Origin of the sequence: Pseudomonas sp. 15A4, from assembly GCF_016925575.1 — a bacterium.
Taxonomy (GTDB): Bacteria; Pseudomonadota; Gammaproteobacteria; order Pseudomonadales; family Pseudomonadaceae; genus Aquipseudomonas.
Genome location: NZ_CP068986.1, coordinates 3,548,723 through 3,570,816, shown reverse-complemented (window position 1 = coordinate 3,570,816; position 22,094 = coordinate 3,548,723). Strand labels below are relative to the sequence as shown.

Genomic DNA, 22,094 nt, shown 5'->3' with positions numbered 1-22,094 from the left:
TTCCTTGTCGAGTCGAATTGGCGCGCGAGGCCGAAACAGACCCCACGCGTGGTCTCAAATCGACCTGTAGCGTCGGGGACAGTTCAGTGCTTCTGAGGATGCGCGGGGCAGGCTGTGCTTGCAGTGCCCGCGCCAAAGGCTTCGCGGGCAAGGCCGCTCTCACGGATCAAGCGTCGGCCTTTCAAGGGCGAAGCGTCAGCCCGCGTCAAGAACATCGCAAACCTTCCGGGCGGGACCGGGGTGGCGCTCCTGCCGACCGGTGCAGTGAGGACACCTCACACCGGCGGCTGGCCCGCAGGCTTGTTCGGCGCAGCGATCTGCACCTTCGGATTGATCGGCGTGACACTCGGCGTAGCGTATTGCTGTTTCAAATGGCCGTCCTGACCCAGCAGCCAGGCATCAAGGATTTCCCGCACCACGGGACCGGCCACGCGACCGCCCGCCTCGCCGTTCTCGATCATCACCGCGACGACGATCTTGGGACTGGCCGCCGGCGCAAAACCGACGAACAAGGCGTTGTCGCGGTGCCGTTCCAGGGTCTTGTTGCGGTTGTAGCGTTCGCCCTGCTTGATCGCCACCACCTGCGCGGTGCCGCTCTTGCCGGCGATGCGGTATTGCGCACCCTGGGCGGCCGCACGGGCGATACCACGCGCGTCGTGCATCACGGCTTGCATGCCATTGTTGACCTGATCCCATTCGTGGGAATCACGCAGCACGATGTTCGGCATCGGATGCTCGTCCACCGGCGCCACGCCGCCGATCTCTTTGGCCAGGTGCGGACGGTGCCACACACCTTTGCTGGCGATCAGCGTTGTTGCCTGCGCCAGTTGCAGCGGCGTGACCTGCATGTAGCCCTGGCCTATACCGAGGATCACCGTTTCCCCGGGAACCAGGCCTGACGGCGGGTGATGCGTTTCCATTCTTTCGACGGCATCAGGCCCGCCGATTCTTCGAACATGTCCAGGGAGACCTTCTGGCCGATGCCGAACATGGTCAGGTAATCGTGCAGTCGGTCGATGCCCAGCTTGTGCGCCAGGTCGTAAAAGTAGGTGTCGTTGGAGCGCATGATTGCCGCGTAAAGGTCCACCCAGCCATCGCCGCTGTGGTTCCAGTTGCGGTACTTGTGATCGAAGTCCGGCAGCTGGAAATAGCCCGGGTCAAATACCCGCGTCGACGGCGTGATCACGCCGCTGTCCAGGCCGGCAATCGCCACCTCCGGCTTGATCGTCGAGCCCGGCGCGTACAACCCGCGCAGCACGCGGTTGAACAGCGGCCGGTCGACGGAATCCCGCAGCGCGGAATACTCCTTGAAGCTGATGCCGGTGACGAACAGGTTCGGGTCGAAGCTCGGCTTGCTGACCATCGCCAGGACCTCGCCGGTGGCCGGATCAATGGCGACCACCGAGCCGCGACGATCCCCCAGCGCGTGTTCCGCCGCCTCTTGCAGCTTGATGTCCAGGCTCAAGGTGATGTTTTTGCCCGCCACCGGATCGGTGTGCTTGAGCACCCGCAACACGCGGCCCTGGGCGTTGGTTTCCACTTCTTCATAGCCGACATGGCCGTGCAGCTCGCTTTCGTAGAACCGCTCGACGCCGGTCTTGCCGATGGACTGTGTGCCGCGGTATTCGACCTGGTCGAGCTGGGTCGCTTCCTTCTCGTTGATTCGGCCGACGTAGCCGATGGAATGGGCAAAATGCTCCGCCAGCGGGTAATGGCGAACGAACTGCGCCTCGACGTCCAGCCCCGGCAGGCGGAACTGGTTGACCGCCAGCAGCGCGATCTGATCTTCGGTCAGCTCATACAGCAGGGTTACCGGCACAAAGCGGTGGGGCGAGTTTTTCATCGCCTTGTCGAAGATGATGCGGTCCTCGTCGGGCAGGTTGAGGATCTGCATCAGCTCGTCGATTACCGCGTGCCAGTCCCCTGCGCGCTCGCGGGTCATGGTCAGGTTAAAGCTGGGCCGGTTATCGGCGAGGATCACGCCGTTACGGTCGAAGATCAGCCCGCGCTCAGGCGGAATCGGCAGCACGTGGACGCGGTTGTTTTCAGAGATGGTGGAGTGGTAGGCGAATTCGGTGACTTGCAGGAAGTACATGCGGCAGACCAGCGCAACGCTGAGCATGGCCACGAAAACGGCGCAGGCGATCAAGCGCTTGTTGACCAGCCGGGTTTCCTTCTCGTGGTCTTTTAGGGGTATCGGATCGGGCATTTCTGTCGCTACTCGGTGAAAATGAACGGCACAGTCAGCGCCCCGCGTGAAGATGCAGGACGCAAATGGCGTGCACGATACCAATAAGTGGCTCTGGGGACGGGCTACCCTTCATGAAGATTCTGTCAGATTCACGCCGTTGCGCGAGTGCGCGCAGGCCGGGAGCATGCGCGGTTCATGTGTATGGGGCGGATGACTGACTCGCTGCGGTCACCTGACCGGGGTTCCGCGAAAGCCCATTGTTACTGGGGCGAGGCCTGACTGTTACGGAATCGGCAACAGTCATTTACGAAAATCGTCCGTGGCAATAACTCGCAACACATCTACCATGGCAGTTGGCGTGAAAAGATGATGATCAGTTGCGGCAATTCCCCGCCTAGCGTGCGCCTTTCGCATGCTGGCCTGCCAGAGACCCAATGTCACACCCCGCCAAGAGCCACTTGCCGTGCACATCGTATGCGCGGCAATACCCGTGATAAAGAACGCAGAGCATAGCCCCGGCACGGACCATTCCCCAATGGCCTGTGGGGGCGTGGTTTTGCAGGAGCCCGGAATGACAGAGAAATCCAAAGGCCTCACCCGCCGCCAGTTGCTGAAAGGTTCAGCCACCACGCTGGCCGTGGGCGCCGCCGCTACGGCCCAGGCCGCCACCGTCGTCGGCGTTCCGCAGTGGGTGCCCTTCGACCACAACGGTCCGATGCACTACGACACGCCCGGTTGGCAATTCTTCACTGACGCCGAAGCCACTGCGGTGGAAGCCATCGTCGCCCGCCTGATCCCTGCCGATGACCTCAGCGTCAGCGGCAAGGACGCCGGTTGCGCGGTGTTCATCGACCGTCAACTCGCTGGCGAGTACGGCACGTTCAGCCGTCTGTACATGCAGGGCCCGTTCGTACGGGGCACGCCGATGCAGGGTGACCAGTCGGAACTGGTGCCGCGCCAGCGCTATCGTCTCGGCCTCGCAGGCCTCGAAGGGTACTGCCAGAAGCAGTTCCAGAAAAACTTCAGCGCCCTGACCGCGGAACAGCAGGACAAGGTCCTCACCGGCCTGGACAAGGGCGAGATCACGCTGGAGGGCATCGACGCCAAGCTGTTCTTCCAGCAAGTGCTCGGCAACACCATGGAAGGCTTCTTCGCCGACCCGGTCTACGGCGGCAACCGCGACATGGTGTCGTGGAAAATGATCGGCTTCCCTGGTGCCCGCTACGACTACCGCGAGTACATCGGCCTGCACAACCAGAAGCTCAATCTGGTGCCGCTCTCCATCATCGGCAGCTCCGCCTGGACCAAGAAGGGTTAATTCGACATGGCCAAAAAACTACCATCCACGGACGTCGTGGTTGTCGGGCTCGGCTGGGCCGGATCCATCATCGCCAATGAACTGGCTGACGAAAACCTGAAGATCATCGGCTTCGAACGCGGCCCATGGCGCGACACCGCTGCTGACTTCAACGTGGCCTCGGCCGCGGATGAACTGCGCTACAACCGCCGTCAGGACCTGATGCTGAGGACCCGGCAAAACACCACGACCATTCGTAACAGCGTGACCGAGACAGCGCTACCCATGCGTAGCTGGGGCTCGTTCCACCCCGGCAACGGCACCGGCGGCGCCGGCAATCACTGGGCCGGCATCACGTTCCGTTTTCAGCCCCACGAATTCCGGCTGCACAGCTACTTGACCGAGCGTTACGGCAAGGAGCTGTCGCCAGAATTGACCCTGCAGGACTGGGGCACCGACTGGGACGAGATGGAGCCGTTCTACGCCAAGTTCGATCGCCTGGCGGGCATCTCCGGCAAGGCCGGCAACATCAAGGGCGTGATCCAGGAAGGCGGCAACACCTTCGAAGGTCCACGTTCCGAGGAATACCCGAACCCGCCGACGGCACAGACCTACGCGCCGACGCTGTTCGCCGAAGCCGCGAAAAACCTCGGCTACAAGCCGTTTCCGGTGCCGTCGGCCTTGCTTTCGCGCCCCTATGTGAACTCCCTGGGCGTGGCCATGGGCGCCTGCACGTTCTGCGGTTTCTGCACCAACTACGGCTGCGCCAACTACTCCAAGGCCAGCGCTATCACCACGGTACTGCCGGTGCTGGTGCGCAAGCCGAACTTCACCGCGATGACCAACTGCGAAGTCCTGCGGGTGACCATGGACAGCAGCGGCAAGCGCGCCACCGGCATCATCTACATGGACGCCAACGGCGAGGAATGGGAACAGCCCGCCGAACTGGTGGTGATCAGCGCGTTCATCTTCGAAAACGTGCGCTTGATGCTGTTGTCCGGCGTCGGCCAGCCGTACGACCCGGTGACCAACACCGGCACCACGGGCCGCAACTACGCCTACCAGACCGCCAACAGCGTGCGCATGTTCTTCGATGACAAGAACTTCAACCCGTTTATCGGCGGCGGCGCCATCGGCATGGGCATCGACGAGTTCAACAACGACAACTTCGACCACTCGGGTCTGGGCTTCGTTGGCGGCGGCAGCACCCGCGTCACCCCGATCGGCGCTGCGCCCATCGACTCCCGCCCTCTCCCGCCCGGCACCCCGGCCTGGGGTTCGGAATGGAAGAAAGCCACGGTGAAGAACTACGCCGCCACCATGTCCATCGGCTGCGAAGCGAGCAGTTACGCGACGCGCACCAATTACCTGTCGCTGGACCCGACCTATAAAGATCCGCTGGGTCGCCCGCTGCTGCGCATCACCTTCGACTTCCCGGAGAACGACCGCAAGATGGCCGCGTACGTCACCGGCAAGGTCGGCGAGATCGCCAAGAGCATGAACCCGCGGCAGATGGTGCCCAGCTCTCAGCAGGGGCACTGGAACAGCGCGCCATACCAGTCGTCGCACATCGTCGGCGGCTTCATCATGGGCGCTGATCCAAAAACAGTTCGGTGAACAAGCACCTGCAAGTGTGGGGCGTGCCGAACCTGTTCGTGGTCGGCTCCTCCGCTTTCCCGCAAAACCCGGGCTACAACCCGACCGGCACCGTCGCGGCACTGGCCTTCAAAGCGGCGGATGCCATCCGCACCCGCTATCTCAAGCGTCCAGGGGAGATGATCAGCGTATGAAAACTCTTCTGACAGTCTGCGCAGGCGTTATCGGTTTGTCTGTTTCCCTTGCGCACGCAGCAACCGGCGCCGATTCCTACAACATCGTAGAAAAAGGCCGCTACCTCACTACCCTCGGCGACTGCACGGCGTGCCACACCATCCCGGGCAAACCGCTGTTTTCCGGCGGCGTGATCCTCGATACGCCGTTCGGCAAGCTGGCGGGCGCGAACATCACGCCTGACCCTGCGACCGGCATCGGCCGCTGGAGCTTCGAGGATTTCCAGAACGCCATGTCCAAGGGTCACGGCCTGGACGGCAAGCGCCTGTATGGCGCCATGCCGTTCACCGCGTACACCAAGGTGCTGCGTGAAGACAATCTGGCGATCTTCGCGTACCTGAAGACAGTGGATCCGGTGGAGAACAAGGTTGAAACCAACCAGCTGCCCTTCCCCTTCAACGTGCGCACCAGCCTGATCGGCTGGAACCTGATCAACTTCAAGGAAGGCGAGTTCAAGGCCGATCCGCAGAAGTCCGAGCAGTGGAACCGCGGCGCGTATCTGGTGGAAGGTCTGGGCCACTGCGGCACGTGCCACACCCCGAAGAACCTGATTGGCGGTGACAAGAACGATCAGTTCCTCACCGGCGCCAATCTGCAGAACTGGGTCGCGCCGAACATCACCTCCACGGGCCACGATGGCATCGGTGCGTGGAGCGAGGCCGACATCGTCAAATACCTGAAGACCGGCGCGAACCGTTTCGACATCGCGTCCGGGCCGATGGCCGAGGAAGTGGAGCATTCATCCCAGCACTGGAAGGATGAGGATTTGCTGGCGGTGGCGGTGTACTTGAAGGATGGCGCCAAGCCGGTGGAAGCGGCCAAGCCGATTGCTGCAGACGATGCGGCGATGGTGGCGGGCAAGGCGATTTACGCGGATCGTTGCTCGGCGTGCCATACGCCGACGGGTGAAGGTGCGGCCCATCTGTTCCCGAAACTGGCGATGGCGCCGTTGGTGAACAGCAATGACCCGTCTTCGCTGATTCGTGTGGTGCTGGCAGGCAGTCGTGCCGGTGCTACCGATGCTGCGCCTACGGCTCCGGCGATGCCGGCGTTTGGCTGGAATCTGTCGGATGAGAATGTCGCGGATGTGCTGACGTATGTGCGTAATACGTGGGGCAATGCGGCGCCGGCGGTGTCCGGTTCGGATGTGAAGGATGTGCGGGAGGGGTTGAGGGCGAAGTAGGTTTTTCGTTCTTTGCCTGGCCTGGCCTGGCCTGGGAGCGCGCCCGGCCTTGGGGAAGATCAAGGGCGTCTGCCTAAGGGCAGACATTTCGCCCCCGGCGAGTTACTTGGAAAAGCACCCCAAGTAACCAAGGGTGCTTGCTCTCGGTTGGGCCCTTCCTTCGTCAGGGTTCCTTCACTCCGGTCTCGCTCCGTGGGCCCGCTGCCATCCGCCATCCATGGCGGGGGCAGCTCTCGCCGCATCCATGCGGCTCGGCCCACTCCGCGAAACCTGCGTTCAGCCTGCACCCAAGTCGCGTTTTGTGGTGTCTGGACTACCGCGTAGAAGATCAAAAGCAGATCAAAAGCTTCCCGGCTAAAGCCGGTCCCACTGACCGCATGTGATGCTTTTAGTGGGACCGGCTTTAGCCGGGAAGAGGCCAGTCTGGGCGCCGATGCCTTCGGAGGGTGGGCTCGATACACAAGCGATCATTAACTTGTACGATGTCCTATCAGAAGGTATTACTAACGTTCCCGTAAAAAAATAAAACAACGGAGATCGCTACATGGACTCATACCTGTCCGCCTTGCCCGAGCACGCTGAAACCCCAGAACCGTCAAGCGGCAACACCCGCCGCAGCTTCCTGAAAAAATCCCTCGCCGTTTCCGCCACCCTGGCCACCGTCGGCAGCTCCGCTCTGCCCCGCCTCGCGTCCGCCGCCGAACCTTTGAGCCAGCGCTACCCGGATCCGCTCATTCACATTCTCGACGACAGCTTTCTTGAACTACGGGTCTTCAACGCCAGCGTCGAAAAACTCGCCACCGGCATGCGTTGGGCCGAAGGGCCGGTGTGGGTCGGCGACGGACGCTATTTGCTGGTCAGCGATATCCCCAACAACCGCATCATGCGCTGGGACGAAATCACCGACACCTTCACCGTTTACCGCGAGCATTCCAACTTCTCCAACGGCATGTGCCGCGATCGCCAGGGCCGCCTCATCGTCTGCGAGGGTTCCACCACCACCAGCGAAGGCCGGCGCATCACCCGCACTGAATACAACGGCACCATCACCGTGCTGGCCGACAGCTTCGACGGCAAACCCTTCAACTCCCCCAACGACATCGTCTGCAAAAGCGACGGCTCGATCTGGTTCAGCGACCCGCCCTTCCAGACCAGCAACAACTACGAAGGCCACAAAATCACCCCGACCCAGCCCCATGCGGTTTACCGCATCGACGGCGAGAGCAGGAAAGTCACCCGGGTGATCGACGACCTCGCCGGCCCCAACGGCCTGTGCTTCTCCCCTGACGAGAAGACCCTGTACGTCGTCGAAGGTCGCGCCAAACCGAACCGCCTGATCTGGGCCATCGCAGTCAAGGACGACGGCACCTTGGGCGAACGCCGCAAACACATCGAAGGCCTGGACTACGCCGCCATTGATGGCATGAAGTGCGACGAAGCCGGCAACCTGTGGTGCGGCTGGGGCGGCAATGGCGACCCCAAGGCCGACCTGGAAAAACTCGACGGCGTGCGCGTGTTCAACCCCCAGGGCAAGGCCATCGGGCACATCTCGCTGCCAGAACGCTGCCCGAACCTGTGCTTCGGCGGACGCGAGGGGAATCGGTTGTTCATGGCGAGCAGTCACTCGATTTATTCGCTTTTTGTGAATACGCGTGGGACAGGGTTTGCGGTGTAGGGGCTGACTGGATCATAAGACGGTCAATCGACCGTCTACCTGCGCACTGCTCTTGGACTAAAGGGGACCGCACCCTTTAGGGTTTTTACACCCCAAGTTTTTTAGGGACTGCGTAAATCCTTATTATGTCCTCCCCGCTAGCCGAGTCGTGGAATCGGCTTTCATAAAATTCAAAAATCGGTTCAAGGTTGCATCTTGCAAAATGTCTTTTTACTTCATTCATCTCTCGTGAGCTTTCAGTTCTCTGCTTGGCTTTTATCTTTTCCACGAAACAAGTTGAGACTGCCGCTGGGTATATGAATATGTGCGGCATCAACACACCCTGTTCTGCGAACAGATCAAAGTCAGGAAAACTTACCGCGAAAAAGATATCTTTGCTTTTCTTAGTGACTGAAAGCGTCCTAATCGAGGTCATGAGAAAGAATGAAAGACCGATCAAAAAATCCGAAACATTGTCGTTCTCCATACTTTTCGTTAAAAGCTTCAATCGGTGATGCCTAGAAATCAAAGGTATTTCTTCGAAACTTTCGAAATCTGAGAAAAATACGCTCAAATCGTTATAGGGTTCTTTACTGATTATTTTGCGAAATAGCTTCGTTAACTTCATTTTTTCGGAATACTCCATCCATGACTGTTCAGCCAGTCGATAGTCTTTCTAGAAAACTTCACCTCTCCCTTGCCTTTGTCATGGATTGATCCGTCAAGGTTATAGCCAGATCCGCACTTGCAGTGGGCATGCCACTGACTGTATGGCACGTCCTCCTCTGGACGGTCAATCCGAGTGATGTCAGCAGGACCCTGACGTTTTTCGACTTTTTGTTGTGCCTGTCTGGGCGTACCCCCGTTCGCCCGCCAATTTTGGCGAGCCCCAGCGGGTCAATCCATCCCGTCGGGTTCGGCACGTAGTGGTAGAGGTTTAGCCCGCCACTGTAGCCAATCGGATCCTTACTGATGAACCGCCCGACCTTTGGATCATAGTACCGATGGCGGTTGTAGTGCAGGCCGGTTTCGTGGTCGTGGTATTGGCCCTGAAAGCGGATTGGGTTGGTTAGGCCGATCTGTTGGGCGAATTTAGAGCGCTGCTCTTGGGCCTCTCCCCACGCTTTGTATTGCGCGCTCCAGGCGGTGTTGCCGTTTTGGTCGGTGATTTCTTGGGGCGTGCCGAGGTGATCGCACTGGTACCAGGCGAGTGCATCAATCGGTAGCGCGACGGGTTTGTAGGTCCACAACGGGTCTTCTTTGAAGTTGTAGCGGCCCTGATAGGTCGGTTGGCTGACGAGGCGGATGGTTTCGTGGCGGATGGCCTGGGCAACCGGGACGAAAGTACCGGGCTCGTGGATGTAATGGACCGTGCGGCCGAGCGCTCCGGCGTAAGGCGGGGGCTGCTTTCCCAAGCCAGGTTGTCGCCATCCCAACCGTAAAGCGTGAAGCCGCAGCCGAGTTCGCGCTCTTTGCGGGCGTGTTCGTTTTCGTTCCAGCCAGTGCCGGCTTCAGGGCGCGGTCTGTAGTGGGCTTTTGAGAGTTTGTAGAGGCGCCGTCCCAATGGGTCGTAGCCGAAGTCGACGGTGAGGCGCGGATCGCGGAAATGCGCGAGGCGATCGAAGAGGTCCCAGTGCAGTTCGCTGCGCAGCCCGTTGGTCCAGCGGGCTGTCTGGTTGCCGCGTTCGTCGTATTCGTAGTGGTTGCCGGCGTAGTCGCGCAGCAGGTTGTCCACGAGTTTGTTTTGAGTCGGCTCCGGATCTAACGGACGGCGAACGGGCGCGGCGCTGGCGTCGAGCAGGTTACTCGCGGGATCGAAGGCGAATGTTTCCACGCCCAGGCGGCTGGTAGCGCTGAGCAGGCGACTGACTGGGTCGTAGCGGTAACTCAGTTGCCCGCGACGGCTGTCCTTGATGTCGGTGAGTTGGCCGGCGGCGTCGTAGGTGTAGGCGCGTTTGATGAGTGTGGCTTTGTCGTCTGCTCGGCCCAGTAGTTGGGCTTGCAAGCGTCCCGCTGGGTCCCATTGCTGGGTCTGCACCAGTTGATTTCCCTGATGACGGGCGACTTCGCGGTGCAGGTCATCGCGCTCGTAACTGAGCAGTTCATGTTCGTCCAGCTTCAGGCTCAGCAGATGGCCGCTGCCGTAAGTCAGCCAGCTGACGCGATGCCCGTCCGGGCGGATGGTCGCGACGCGATTATTAAGGGCGTCGTACTCGTGCTGCCAGACGGCAACCAGGGGTTTATCCAGATTCGAATAATGCTGGTGCTCGCGTAGCAGGTTGCCGGCCGGGTCGTGAAACCATTGCAGCTTGCTGGTGGCATTGGTCGCCATGACCAAATGGCCGTTGCCGTCGTAGGCAAAGGTTTCGCTTTGGGACTTGTCGCCGAGGGTTGCCCGGCGCTCGGTGAGACGGCCCATCGGGTCGAAGGTCAGCGCGATCTTGCGCTGGCCGTTAATAGTCTCGGCAAGGCGGCCGGTTTCGGGATCGTACTGATAGCGAGTCGAGCGATTGTCGAAGCCGCGCTCTTCAAGCAGCCTGCCGACCGGGTCGTAATGAAAATGGGCGCGGCGTTCGTTTTCGTTTTCCAGCGCAACGAGACGACCGAGTTTGTCCCAGCGGTAACGCAAGGTTTGCTCGGCGGCGTCGACGCGTTCGGCGATAAAGCCCGCAGCTGAATAGCGCCAAGTGATGCAGCGTTCAAGGCCATCGGAGTGGGCAAGCAAACGACCTTCGGCGTCGCGGCTGAAGCGTTCTTCGGTTTTGTCCGGGTGCCTGATCAGGACAAGCTGACCGGCTTTGTATTCGTACGTGGTGCTGTGCCCGGCCGGGTCGGTGAAGCGAACCATTTGGCCGCGTTCGTCGTACTCCCACTCGCTGACCTTGCCCGAGCAGTCGGTGTACTTAACGAGTTGTCCGGCGTCGTTGTAGGCCAACGCCTTCGTGTTGCCGTTGGCGTCCTTGATCGCTGTAGGAAGACCGAACGAGTTGTAGGCGTATTCAGTAACGTTCTCTAGCGGATCAATCGCTTCAACCAGATTTCCGCGATGGTCATAGTCCCGTTTCCACAACCCGCCTTCGCCATCGCTGATCTTGATCAGATGACTCTTATCATCGTACGCGTAGTTCATCACACTGTGATCGGCGCGAGTGTGTTCGGTGAGGTTGCTGAGCTTGTCGTAACGATAGCGGTCGGTGCTGCCGTCGGTGTGGACGTGGCGGATGATGTTCTTGGCGGCATCGCGAAAGAACCACTCCGAACGGCCGTCAGCGTGGCAGATGCGATAGGTGTAACCCAGGCTGTCGTAGTAATGCCTGGTTTCATGACCCAAAGCGTCAGTGACGTAGGTCAGACGAATGTTTTCATCCCACGCCAATCGAGTATCAAAACTGCCATCGTCGGCCCACTCGCGAACAGCTCTTGCGCCGGGACCTGTGCCTTGCCATTGCAGGTTCAAGCCTCGATTAGTGCGGTCGGTGTATCGGGTGATGAGATGGTTTTGATATTGGTACCGCCATGCAGCGCCGTTCTCATCCTGAGCCAGAACAAGGTCACCAGAATTGTCGTACTGATACGCGCAAAGTTGGCGTTTGACGTCGCCGTCACGAACTTCCCAAAGGCCGGTCAGACGCCCCTGAATATCAATCAAAGTACCCAGGCGAAGATGGACTTTGTTTACGTCCTTTTCGGAGTAAGTCACTAACTCGGAGAGCACCAACTGCCCATCATGGCGATGCTCGTAATGCAGCATCACCCCTGCGCCATTAGGCAAAACCTTGTTAATCAGAACAAAGCGCTTGCCCCGCCGAACATAGGTTTCCCGATGATCCAGGCCACGCATCAGCAATAGCCGATCTTTGCTGAGGCGAACGACCGTCAGGTTTTCAATGGCGTTGAAGTGAAAGAGTTTTAACTTGGGCAGAGGAAATTCATGACTACGCCCATCCGAGTCATGAAACACCAAACCATCGCCGACGAGATCAAAGCGCGTGGTAAACGGCGTGATCCATCGCGCGCCCACCACGTCATGATCGTAGGCATCCAGACTTGAGCAATAAGTCCGCGTCCACTCAATCGGAAACGGCCCCGGCAGGCTGAAATCGGTATGACTGACCGACTCCGAGCCCATCGCAAAACTGATGCTGTTCCCCGTTGAGCCGCAGTTACAGGCGCAAGGACAGGCACATGTGCACTTCTTCAGTACGTTGGGCCGGCCCTTGGCAGGCTTCTCACGCTGAACAACTTCGAGTTTGCCTTCGCTGCCCCGTCGCTTGGCCTGATTAACCACCCCCGGTTTGATGTTGAAAGACTGACCATGCCCATTGCGGGAACGCCAACTTACAACTGCCCCGGCCAACGTCTGCAGCAACGCCCCAATCGAGTTTTGAACCCCAGGATCCGCTAGGCTATTAATCTGGACCCGAAGCTCTGACCCCATGGCGCGCAACAATTTGGCCTGCCTGCCCACCTCCTTTTTAACCGCTTCAGGCACAAGGTGTTCGACGGCGCCATTCACCGCACCCTTGCCCGCAGCAACGCAAACATCCGCAGCCGCCGCAAAGATATTGCCAATGGCCGCCTGAGGATCGTAGGCCCAAAGATCGCCTGCGGCCTGAACCAGCTGCTGCGCCTCAAGCAAATCAGCCTTGGCGTTCAGCTTCGGGTCAACCAGCTGTTCAAGACCGGCAGCGATCTCAAGGAGCACGCCTTCCCCAAGTTTCCCGGCATCCTCAAGAATCCCGGGCAGTTTCCCCTGCGCCTGCGTCACAAAGTCATCAAGGGTCCCGACGATGGTGGCATTGAGGTGCCCGATCAAAATCTCGATCAGCGCGTCACCCAGCACCATCTTGCCGGCCTGCCGCATCTCCTGACGCACCAGAAACAGCGTCGGCCGCAGGCTCATCCGCGCTGCCGCCATGGTCGGCGGTGTCGGCAAGACGCCAATCAAATTGATGCCTAGACTCACCCAATCCAGAGGGTCGCGTTTCTCACTGGTCGCCAGCCGGACGATGTCATTCAGCGCATCAACCAGCGCCATGATGTTGCCCACCACGGGCAAAAAACCGGCAGCGCTCTTGATCCGCTCAAGGGAGACGACCCCGCCGCTGATGTCCTGCAGCCAGGCATCGACATGGGCCGCGCCGGCCCCGACGTCCTCAAGCTGAATCAGATCAAGCGGAACGATCGCCAGCTGAGGCTCGTTTTTTGCGTCGCTGCCGGACGTAACTGCGGGGTTTGCCAAGGATGCTCTCCGTGCTCAAAAACCATCCGAGAAGGCGTGAATGCCAATCCGGGGGCCACGGAGATATCAAGGGCTGTGCCAGCTATGAATTAGCCAAGCAAAATCAATAGTTTAAGAAGAAAAGCGAGGTTTTTTAGCGAACGCCAACCCTAAGAACAAATAAAAGTGCGCAAGAAGTTGCGCACCCCTGCGCAACTTCTTGCGCACTCGTCTGCAGGCCACGGACAACGTGGCCTCAAACGTATTAACCACACAAACTTCAACCATCAACTGCGCAAGTTCTTGCGCATCATGGCACTACAACACCAAGGCCCTAACCCACCCTACCCGATCACTCCACCACCGCTGCCCTACCCTCCCGCGCGGCCAGAATGCGCGGCAGATTTTCCTCGATCCAGGTCGTCAGCCCGTCCATTTGCAACGCCACCTCCTCGCCCATCGGCGTCAGGCGGTATTCGACGTGGGGCGGCACCACGGGCAGTGCCTTGCGGTCGACAAACCCGTCCTGTTCCAGGCTTTGCAGCGTCTGCGAAAGCATCTTCTCGCTAACACCGCCGATCTTGCGCCGCAGTTCGCTGAACCGGTGCATGCCGTCCAGCAACACCACCAGCACCAGCACGCCCCAGCGGCTGCACACATGATTGAGGATCTCCCGCGACGGGCAATCCCTGGCCAACACCTCACCGGTACGGATGCGCTCCAGCAAGGAAACGCTGCCTGCTGCGGGAATAGCACTGTCGTTCATCACGCTTACCTTTTTGTGCGTACTTACGAAAGGTTAGCATGGTGATTATGCTGGAGGCTCATTCAATCTCGTTCGGGACTCATCATGATCGTCATCACCGGTGCATCAGGTCAGCTAGGCCGCCTCGTCATCGCTCAATTGCTCGAAACCGTACCCGCCTCGCGTCTGGTTGCGGCCGTCCGAGATCCGGCCAAAGTGGCCGATCTTGCCGCCAAGGGCGTGCAGGTCCGCCAGGCCGATTATTCAAAGCCCGCCACGCTGGACGGCGCCTTCGAAGGTGCCGAGAAGGTCCTGCTGATCTCCTCCAGTGAAGTGGGCCAGCGTGTCACTCAGCATCAGGCGGTGATCGACGCGGCCAAGCGCGCCGGGGTGAAACTGCTGGCTTACACCAGCGTGCTCCACGCCGACACCTCCGCGCTGGGGCTGGCCGAAGAACACAGGCAAACCGAGGCAGCGCTGGCGCAATCCGGCGTTCCGGCGGTGGTGCTGCGCAATGGCTGGTACCACGAGAACTACACCGCCGGCGTGACCCACGCGGTGGCGAACGGCGCGCACTTTGGCAGCGCGGGCGAAGGCCGAATCAGCTCTGCCGCGCGGGCCGACTACGCGCGGGCGGCAGCCGTTGTGCTGACAGCGGCTGAGGATCAGGCGGGCAAGGTGTACGAGCTGGCCGGCGACGAGTCCTACACGCTGAAGGAATTCGCCGCTCAGATCGCGGAGCAATCCGGCAAGCCTGTTATCTACACCGATCTTCCAGAAGCCGATTACAAGGGTGCGTTGCTGCAGGCCGGGCTTCCGGAATTCGTCGCCGAGTTACTCGCCAACTCCGATACCGCCGCCGCCAAAGGTGCGCTGTTCGACGACAGTCGGCAGTTAAGCCGCCTGATGGGCCGGCCCACCACGCCGCTGGCCAGCAGTATTGCTGAAGCGCTACCCCGGTAAACTCGCTGCCGCCCCCGTCCCGTATCAGCAGTCGCAACCGCAACCGCAGGCGTGCGGCGAGCCAGCACGGGCAGTGAATGATTTTCGCCCTGCACGGTCGGAACTAGTGACAGCGCATCACGCGCTGGCCAAGGAGTTTCGAATGAACAGCAAATCGCTCATTGCCAGTCTGGCGATTCTGGGATGCATTTCCGTTGCGAGTTTCACGGTGCAAGCCGCCGACGCCACGGAGCCGACCATTCAACCTTCCAGAGACAACATGCGGGAGCTTGAAGTCGGCAGCCGTTCACCGCAGGAATTTCAGCGTCCGGCAGCGGCCATCAAGGACTGGAAAACCAAGGGTCTGGAAGAACCGGCCAAGATGAGTCAGTGGGTGCGCATCAACGACAAGTACGTCGAAGTGCAGACCACCAACGGCCAGATCACCAAGATTGTTCCGGTTGAAAAATAAGCCGGGGCACTGACCCAGCGCGCCGGGTTTGCGTGGCGCGCGCCAACGCCAAGAACGTATAAGAACGACCAGAGGAATTCCCATGAACATGAAAAAACTGATGGCCAGTGTGGCCGTGGTCACTTGTCTGGGTGGGGCCAGCGCCGCTGCCATGGCGCAAACCCCTGCGACTAAGAGCGTGCAGGCGGAACACACCAATGAACAGTACAAGGTCGGCGACACCACCCATGACCTGTACAAAGACGAGCGTGTCGGCGTCAAGGACTGGGAGGGCAAGGGCCTGCACGCGCCAAAGGAAGGTACGCAATGGGTGCTGATCAGCGATAAATACGCGCTGATTAACATGGAAGACGGCAAGGTCCTCGACATCGCGCCGGGCAACCTCAAACCGCTGAAAAAGTAATTACCGCTATGCCCGTCACCGTGCCCGACGCCCGTCGGGCATCGCTTTGTCCGCCTCGCCATGCAAACGCCCGCCCCCTTGGTTTTTTCGCTGAGAAGAAAGGTTGCAGCCTAACGATCGCGCCCTCTACTCTGCCGCTCTCGTTTGTTGCGCCATAGGCCCGGGTTCGATGTCTTCCGTCTTGAATGTTTTGCTGCCCATTTTCGCCCTCATCATGGTGGGCTACCTCTGTCGCCGCACCAACCGCCTCGGACCCACCGCCGCCTCTGAAATCAATCGAATGGTGGTCTGGCTGTGTTTGCCAGCGCTGCTGTTCACCGCCACGGCACGCGCCACCTGGGAACAGATCTGGCACCCGGGCTTTGTACTGACCTTTACCCTTTCGACCATGGCAATGTTCGTCATTACCTTGCTGCTGCGGCGCAGAAAGGCGGGTCATTTTGCCGATGCCAGCATCGATGCCCTCAGCGCTTCCTACGCCAACACGGGCTACATCGGCATTCCGTTGTGCGTCATGGTGCTGGGCCAGGACGGCCTGGAACCTGCGCTCATCGCGTCGCTGCTGGTGGTCTGCGTGGTGTTCGGCATCGCCCTGGTGTGCATCGAAATCGGCCTGCAAAGCGAGGCCCGGGTTCACCGCATCGTGCTCAAAGTGCTGCTGGCGCTGGCAAAAACCCCTTGGTGGTGTCACCGATCCTCGGCGCCTGCTGGGCATCGACCGGCGTGGCCTTACCGGGTGCGCTGGACAAATTCCTGACCCTGCTGGGTGCTGCGACGACGCCCTGCGCGCTGATTTCCCTCGGCCTGTTTCTCGCCCAGAAACAGCAGGGCCCCCGTGAGGGCACGACGCTGCTGGTGCTGATCAAGCTGATTGCCCACCCGCTGTTGACCTGGTTTCTGGCCTTTCGGGTGTTTCACCTGCCGCCGCTGTGGGCCAACTCGGCGCTGCTGCTGAGCGCCCTCCCCACCGGCACCGGGCCGTTCATGCTGGCCGAGTATTACAAGCGCGAAGCGTCGGTGGTGTCGAGCACGATCCTGATCTCGACGCTGGGCTCGCTGGTGACGCTGTCGCTGTGCATTTACTACATCAACGGTTGAAGAGCGGGCGTCGGGCAAAAGCTCGGGCATAGAGGTGGGTGCGTCGCAATGAACAAGCTGGACTTGCTGAAAACCTTCGTCAGGGTCGCCGAGCTGTCGAGCTTCACCCACGCGGGTGATGCCTTGGGCTTGCCGCGCTCGACGGTGTCGGAGCATGTGCGCAGCCTCGAAGAACTGCTCGGCGCGCGACTGCTGTTGCGCACCACGCGCAAGGTGCAGGTAACGCCCAACGGGCAGGCGCTGTATGAGCGCAGCAAGGATCTGCTCGGCCAGATGGACGAGCTTGAAGGTTTGTTCCGGCAGGACAGCTCGGCGCTCAGCGGGCGGCTGCGGGTGGACATGCCCACCGCCATCGCGCGACGGCTGGTGCTGCCACGGCTGGGTGATTTTCTTGAGCGGCACCCGCTGATCGAACTTGAGATCAGCAGCACGGACCGGCGCGTCGATCTGGTCCGCGAGGGCTTTGATTGCGTGCTGCGCATCGGCGCGTTGCCGGACACGCCGCTGGTCGCGCGCAGCGTCGGCCTGTTTCGGATGATCAACTGCGTGAGCCAGGGGTACGCCGACCGCTTCGGCATTCCGCGGAATCTGGAAGAGCTGCAGCAGCACCGGCTGGTCAACTATGCGCCGGCATTTGGCGCTGCCGATGCGCTGTTCGAATATTGTCGCGAGGGCAGGGATTTCCACGTGTCGATGCCCTGCAGCGTGACGGTGAACAACATCGAAGCCTATGAAGCGGCGTGTGTCGGCGGCCTGGGTATCATCCAGATTCCGCGCCTGGCTGCCCCTTACCAGCAGCAGCGCGGTGACTTGATCGAAATCCTCCCCGAGTACCGGCCGACGGCGATGCCGGTGTCGCTGTTGTACGCCCATCGCCGGCACCTCCCCAGCGGTGCCGCGTGTTCATGGATTGGATGGAGGTGTTGCTCGCGGAGTACGGGGTTGAACCGAAGGGATCACGGGACCGGCGTTAGCAGGGCATCAAATGTCATACCGTGAAATTGATAGCGCGTGAACCGGCTTCTTCCCGGCTGAAGCCGGTCCCACGAGGGATCGCGTGCATTCAGCAAGAGGGTGAGTGAACGCATGAGTAGGACTGGCTTTAGCCGGGAAGGCGTCTGCGAAGACTCCGCAAAAATGATGTCGTTTGCACAGGCCTCTTCCCGGCTGAAGCCGGTCCCACTGAGGTCGCGTACATCCAGTGGACCCGGCTATATATCTCACTCATCAATCACTTCAACGCCGCGACCACCGCATCGAAGAAGGCCATCGGGTCGATGGGTTCTTTGTCCACCGGTTTGGGTTGCGCGCCGAAGGTGACGATCACGACGTTATTGGCCGGGTTGACGTAGATGTTCTGGCCCTGAATGCCGACCGCCGAATAGGCGCCGTCCTTCACCGAGGGCGCAGTCCAGGCGGTCCACCACATGTAGCCGTAATCCAGGCTTTTGCCGCCCTTGAGGGTGGTCGGCCGCGTCGCTTCACTGACCCAGCCGTCCGGCAGAATCGAGGTGCCGTTGATCTTGCCATCGTTCATGAAGAACAGCCCGAAGCGCCCGTAATCCCGCAGCGTGGCGCTGATCCCGCTGCCGCCGATCTCCACGCCGTCAGGGGAGTCCAGCCACCACGTCGCGTCGCTTTCCATGCCGAACGGCTGCCAGATTTTCTTCGACAGGTACTCGGCCAGCGGCATCTTCACCGCCCCGCGCACAATCTCGCCAAGGACTTGGGTTTCGCCGGTGCTGTAGTTGTTCACCGTACCAGGCTCCGCAGCGCGCGGCAGGCTCGCCATCAGCGTCATGGCCGAGTGAGGCTGCTGGGAAATCTGCGCCTTGAGCAAGGCCCTGCGGTCCGACGCCGGATCGGTGTAGGTTTCGTTCCACTTCACCCCCGACGACATCATCAGCACGTTGCGCACGGTCACCCCTTCATAGGCGCTGCCTTTGAGGGCCGGCACGTAATCGACCACTTGGGCGTCGAGGCCCTTGATCAAGCCATCCTTGATCGCCGCCGCCGTCAGGGTCGAGGTGATGGATTTGGCCATCGACATCGACATCCAGCGGGTTTTCTCGGTGTTGCCGCGCTGGTACGTCTCGAAGACGATCTTGCCGTCCTTGATCACCAGCATCGCGGTAATGCTGTCCAGCGCCACGAAGTCGTACAGGTCGTACTTTGTGCCCTCGACGGTGAAGCGCACGTTGGGCAGTTGCCGGTCTGACTTGGGCAGCGCATAGGGGTGTTCGCCGGCCTTGATGGTGTGGGTGGGAAACAGCCGGCCGATATTGCGATAGGTGCTGACCGCCAGGTCCGGGAGCATGGCGCCGTCGTAGATCTGCTCGACCGTGCCGATGGGCTCCTGGGCGTGGGGATAGTCGTCGGCCCACACGGTGGACACGGACACGGCGGCCAGCAAACCGAGGGACAGGGCCAGCGGCCGGCTGAAGGCGGCAGGACGAAAGACGGGTGAGTGCATGACGTATCCTTTTTTGTCGTCGGTAAAGGACGCTGAATTCCCGACTAAAGCCGGTGCTACTGAAAGCACGCGCCCGTTCCAACCATAGCCCACCCACCGGCGTTGCACCGGGCGATCAGTTCACTGATTTCATACCCTGACATCTGCGATGACGTACGTGAGCGAAGCGAGGGCGAAAAAACCACCGCACGAAAGCGGTGGTTTTCAGGCTTGCAGAACGCGTCGGATCAGACCTTGACGATCCAGCCCGCCGGGCCTTCGATGTCGCCGGACTGAATGCCGGTCAGCTCTTTGTACAGGCGCTGGGTCACGGGACCGACGTCGGTTTCGCTGTGGAACACGTGCAGTTTGTCTTTGTAGCTGATGCCGCCGATCGGGGTGATCACCGCCGCAGTGCCACACGCGCCCGCTTCCTTGAACAGGTCGAGCTTGTCGATGAACACCTCACCTTCGGTGACCTTCAGGCCCAGACGGCTTTGCGCCAGTTCAATCAGCGACAGGCGGGTGATGCCCGGCAGCACGGACGGCGATTTCGGCGTGATGAACTGGTCGTCGTGGGTGATGCCGAAAAAGTTGGCCGAGCCGACTTCTTCGATCTTGGTGTGGGTCAACGGATCGAGGTAGATGGCATCGGCGAAGTTGGCTTTCTTGGCCTCGGCGCCGGGCATCATGCTCGCTGCGTAGTTACCGCCGACTTTGGCAGCGCCGGTGCCTTGTGGCGCGGCGCGGTCATAGCTGGAGATGACGAAGTTGTGCGGTTTCATGCCGCCCTTGAAGTACGGGCCCACCGGGATGCAGAACACCGAGAAGATAAACTCGGGCGCAGCACGCACGCCGATGTTGTCGCCGACGCCGATCACGAACGGACGCAGGTACAACGCCCCGCCGGTGCCGTACGGCGGAATGAAACGCTCGTTGGCGCGAACCACTTGCTTGCACGCTTCGATGAACTGCTCGGTCGGCACATGGGGCATCAGCAGGCGGCTGCAACTGCGCTGCATGCGCGCGGCGTTCTGGTCGGGGCGGAACAGGTTGATCGAGCCGTCTTTGGCGCGATAGGCCTTGAGGCCTTCGAAGCATTGCTGGCCGTAATGCAGCGCAGTGGAGCCTTCGCTGATGTGCAGCACGTTGTCTTCGGTCAGGGTGCCTTGGTCCCACGCGCCATCCCGCCAGTGAGCCAGGTAGCGTTTGTCGGTCTTGATGTAGTCGAAGCCGAGCTTGTCCCAGTTAATGCTTTCGTTACCCATGACACCCTCTATGTCCAGGCCAGCGCGGCCGGGAGTGTCCGGCGTCTGGCGTTTCATCGATAAGGCCCGGAGCAGGACGCGACCCGTTCCGGTGTGTCGCCATATTACTGATTTTTCTCCGCGCAAACCGCCTCGCCGGCAGATGAGCTGAAAAAGATCCGCCGGGGCCCGACTCAAGCGTTGGTGTTTGTGCCGTCTGTAGCAAAACCGCTGGCGGACCCGTGCAGTTTCGCCAATGTTGCCTATGGTGTGTAAATCGTCCGAGACAGGAGCAGCACCCATGGGTATCGATCAGTTGTTTGCCGATTTGAGCAGTCTTCCCAGCATTCCCAAGGTGGCGCAGGACCTGATCAAACAGTTCGACAGCCCGTCGTCGGACTTGGGCAGTATCGCCGGCAATATCGAAAAGGACCCGGTGATCGCGGCGAAAATCCTGCGGCTGGCCAACTCCGCGCGCTTTCGCGGGGCGCGGGAGTCGTCGAGCATTGAGGATGCCGCCATGCGCCTGGGCTTCAACACCTTGCGCACATTGGTGCTGGCGTCGGCGGTGACCGGCGCTTTCAAGGCAGGACCCAGTTTTGATTTGAAGGGTTTCTGGCTGAAGAGCTTTCAGGTGGCAGGGATCTGCCGTCTGCTGGCGAAACAGTCCGGCGCCGATGGGGAAATCGCCTTCACTTGCGGGGTCATGCACGACATCGGCGAGTTGTTGATCCAGACCGGCGCGCCCGCCGTTGCCGAGCGCATCAACGGCGTGACCAAGACCGGTACGACCGGGCGTGCGGCGATTGAAACGTTGCAGTTGGGTTTTGGTTACCCGGAAGTCGGTGCCGAACTGGCCCGGCGCTGGGGACTGCCGGCGGTCATCCAGAACGCCATCGCCTATCAGGCGCGGCCGATGCAGGCGCCGGGGGACGCAACCCAGCCACGGATTGTTGCTCAGGCACTGACTATTTCTGCCGCGCTGGAAAATCACGGCGGCGCCACCGTGCAGGCGAAGCAGGAAGTGGATGGCCCGTTGCTGGAGGGTGTTGACCTGGATGCGATGTTCGCGGCGCTGCCGAAGGTGCTTGAGGATGACAAGGCGTTTGCGGAGTTGTTGAGCTAGTCAAGGTCCGGGTTGGAGATTGATAGTGCTTACACCGGCTTCTTCCCGGCTGAAGCCGGTCCCACACATTGACCGCGGTCCGACTGACACAACGCGGTCAACCTGCAGGACTGGCTTCAGCCGGGAAAGCGTCAGGCGTCACACTGCAAAACCGATGGTGCTCACTCAGGCCCCTTCCCGGCTGAAGCCGGTCCTACTAGTATCAGCGCACAGCCGCGATTGAGGACCTGTGC

13 protein-coding genes and 4 pseudogenes are annotated in these 22,094 nt (G+C 60.6%); 10 read left to right on the top strand and 7 right to left on the bottom strand.

The features are described 5' to 3' along the window. Positions 1-275: 275 nt before the first annotated feature. A pseudogene (mrdA, locus tag JN403_RS15860) lies at positions 276-2,209 on the bottom strand (penicillin-binding protein 2). Between the two features lie 553 nt (positions 2,210-2,762). On the opposite strand from mrdA, the gene JN403_RS15855 reads away from it, so the two are divergent. From JN403_RS15855 to JN403_RS15840, 4 genes and pseudogenes are all read left to right on the top strand, one after another. Beyond that, positions 2,763-3,509, top strand: a complete 747-nt coding sequence (locus tag JN403_RS15855) for a gluconate 2-dehydrogenase subunit 3 family protein (RefSeq protein ID WP_205483126.1) — start codon at positions 2,763-2,765, stop codon at positions 3,507-3,509. Positions 3,510-3,515: 6 nt separating this feature from the next. After that, positions 3,516-5,278: pseudogene (locus JN403_RS25905) on the top strand (GMC family oxidoreductase). After that, positions 5,275-6,501 (top strand): cytochrome c, encoded by a 1,227-nt coding sequence (locus JN403_RS15845; protein ID WP_122535778.1) that lies wholly within the window; start codon positions 5,275-5,277, stop codon positions 6,499-6,501. The pseudogene JN403_RS25905 and the gene JN403_RS15845 overlap by 4 nt, the downstream one beginning before the upstream one ends. Positions 6,502-7,045: 544 nt before the next feature. Then, a complete protein-coding gene (locus JN403_RS15840) occupies positions 7,046-8,176 on the top strand; it encodes an SMP-30/gluconolactonase/LRE family protein (RefSeq protein WP_240356602.1) in 1,131 nt (376 codons plus the stop codon). Between the two features lie 85 nt (positions 8,177-8,261). Here JN403_RS15840 and JN403_RS15835 read toward each other — a convergent pair whose 3' ends face one another. The 4 genes from JN403_RS15835 to JN403_RS15825 form a co-directional block, all read right to left on the bottom strand. After that, on the bottom strand, positions 8,262-8,783 hold the full coding sequence (locus JN403_RS15835; RefSeq protein ID WP_240357000.1) for an Imm15 family immunity protein: 522 nt from the start codon (positions 8,781-8,783) through the stop codon (positions 8,262-8,264). Positions 8,784-8,841: 58 nt separating this feature from the next. After that, positions 8,842-9,324: an RHS repeat-associated core domain-containing protein gene (locus JN403_RS25900; RefSeq protein WP_345945850.1), complete on the bottom strand. Its 483-nt coding sequence runs from the start codon at positions 9,322-9,324 to the stop codon at positions 8,842-8,844. Further along, positions 9,225-13,397 (bottom strand): DUF6531 domain-containing protein, encoded by a 4,173-nt coding sequence (locus JN403_RS15830; protein ID WP_205483124.1) that lies wholly within the window; start codon positions 13,395-13,397, stop codon positions 9,225-9,227. Before JN403_RS15830 ends, JN403_RS25900 begins: the two co-directional genes overlap by 100 nt. A gap of 331 nt (positions 13,398-13,728) precedes the next feature. Further along, positions 13,729-14,142, bottom strand: a complete 414-nt coding sequence (locus JN403_RS15825; protein ID WP_122625411.1) for a helix-turn-helix domain-containing protein — start codon at positions 14,140-14,142, stop codon at positions 13,729-13,731. Between the two features lie 84 nt (positions 14,143-14,226). Here JN403_RS15825 and JN403_RS15820 point away from each other — a divergent pair, with 84 nt between their 5' ends. The 5 genes and pseudogenes from JN403_RS15820 (at position 14,227) to JN403_RS15800 (ending at position 18,010) form a co-directional block, all read left to right on the top strand. Continuing rightward, on the top strand, positions 14,227-15,084 hold the full coding sequence (locus JN403_RS15820; protein ID WP_205483123.1) for an SDR family oxidoreductase: 858 nt from the start codon (positions 14,227-14,229) through the stop codon (positions 15,082-15,084). A 142-nt stretch (positions 15,085-15,226) separates the two neighbouring features. Beyond that, on the top strand, positions 15,227-15,535 hold the full coding sequence (locus JN403_RS15815) for an RcnB family protein (RefSeq protein ID WP_205483121.1): 309 nt from the start codon (positions 15,227-15,229) through the stop codon (positions 15,533-15,535). 82 nt (positions 15,536-15,617) lie between these two features. After that, complete coding sequence (locus tag JN403_RS15810; protein ID WP_172612454.1) at positions 15,618-15,938, top strand: RcnB family protein; 321 nt, start codon at positions 15,618-15,620, stop codon at positions 15,936-15,938. Between the two features lie 169 nt (positions 15,939-16,107). Next, a pseudogene (locus JN403_RS15805) lies at positions 16,108-17,036 on the top strand (AEC family transporter). 48 nt (positions 17,037-17,084) lie between these two features. Beyond that, positions 17,085-18,010: pseudogene (locus tag JN403_RS15800) on the top strand (LysR substrate-binding domain-containing protein). 257 nt (positions 18,011-18,267) lie between these two features. On the opposite strand, the gene JN403_RS15795 reads toward JN403_RS15800, so the two are convergent. After that, complete coding sequence (locus JN403_RS15795; RefSeq protein ID WP_240356600.1) at positions 18,268-19,509, bottom strand: serine hydrolase; 1,242 nt, start codon at positions 19,507-19,509, stop codon at positions 18,268-18,270. A gap of 227 nt (positions 19,510-19,736) precedes the next feature. Continuing rightward, positions 19,737-20,756: a branched-chain amino acid aminotransferase gene (locus JN403_RS15790; protein ID WP_122625417.1), complete on the bottom strand. Its 1,020-nt coding sequence runs from the start codon at positions 20,754-20,756 to the stop codon at positions 19,737-19,739. Positions 20,757-21,036: 280 nt separating this feature from the next. On the opposite strand from JN403_RS15790, the gene JN403_RS15785 reads away from it, so the two are divergent. Next, complete coding sequence (locus JN403_RS15785) at positions 21,037-21,861, top strand: HDOD domain-containing protein (protein ID WP_240356597.1); 825 nt, start codon at positions 21,037-21,039, stop codon at positions 21,859-21,861. The last annotated feature ends 233 nt before the right edge of the window (positions 21,862-22,094 follow it).

Excerpts from the sequence above, each read along its gene's own strand:
- JN403_RS15855 (WP_205483126.1), top strand. The coding sequence starts at position 2,763 with ATGACAGAGAAATCCAAAGGCCTCACCCGCCGCCAGTTGCTGAAAGGT.
- JN403_RS15845 (WP_122535778.1), top strand. The coding sequence starts at position 5,275 with ATGAAAACTCTTCTGACAGTCTGCGCAGGCGTTATCGGTTTGTCTGTT.
- JN403_RS15840 (WP_240356602.1), top strand. The coding sequence starts at position 7,046 with ATGGACTCATACCTGTCCGCCTTGCCCGAGCACGCTGAAACCCCAGAA.
- JN403_RS15835 (WP_240357000.1), bottom strand. The coding sequence starts at position 8,783 with ATGAAGTTAACGAAGCTATTTCGCAAAATAATCAGTAAAGAACCCTAT.
- JN403_RS15825 (WP_122625411.1), bottom strand. The coding sequence starts at position 14,142 with ATGAACGACAGTGCTATTCCCGCAGCAGGCAGCGTTTCCTTGCTGGAG.
- JN403_RS15820 (WP_205483123.1), top strand. The coding sequence starts at position 14,227 with ATGATCGTCATCACCGGTGCATCAGGTCAGCTAGGCCGCCTCGTCATC.
- JN403_RS15815 (WP_205483121.1), top strand. The coding sequence starts at position 15,227 with ATGAACAGCAAATCGCTCATTGCCAGTCTGGCGATTCTGGGATGCATT.
- JN403_RS15810 (WP_172612454.1), top strand. The coding sequence starts at position 15,618 with ATGAACATGAAAAAACTGATGGCCAGTGTGGCCGTGGTCACTTGTCTG.
- JN403_RS15795 (WP_240356600.1), bottom strand. The coding sequence starts at position 19,509 with ATGCACTCACCCGTCTTTCGTCCTGCCGCCTTCAGCCGGCCGCTGGCC.
- JN403_RS15790 (WP_122625417.1), bottom strand. The coding sequence starts at position 20,756 with ATGGGTAACGAAAGCATTAACTGGGACAAGCTCGGCTTCGACTACATC.
- JN403_RS15785 (WP_240356597.1), top strand. The coding sequence starts at position 21,037 with ATGGGTATCGATCAGTTGTTTGCCGATTTGAGCAGTCTTCCCAGCATT.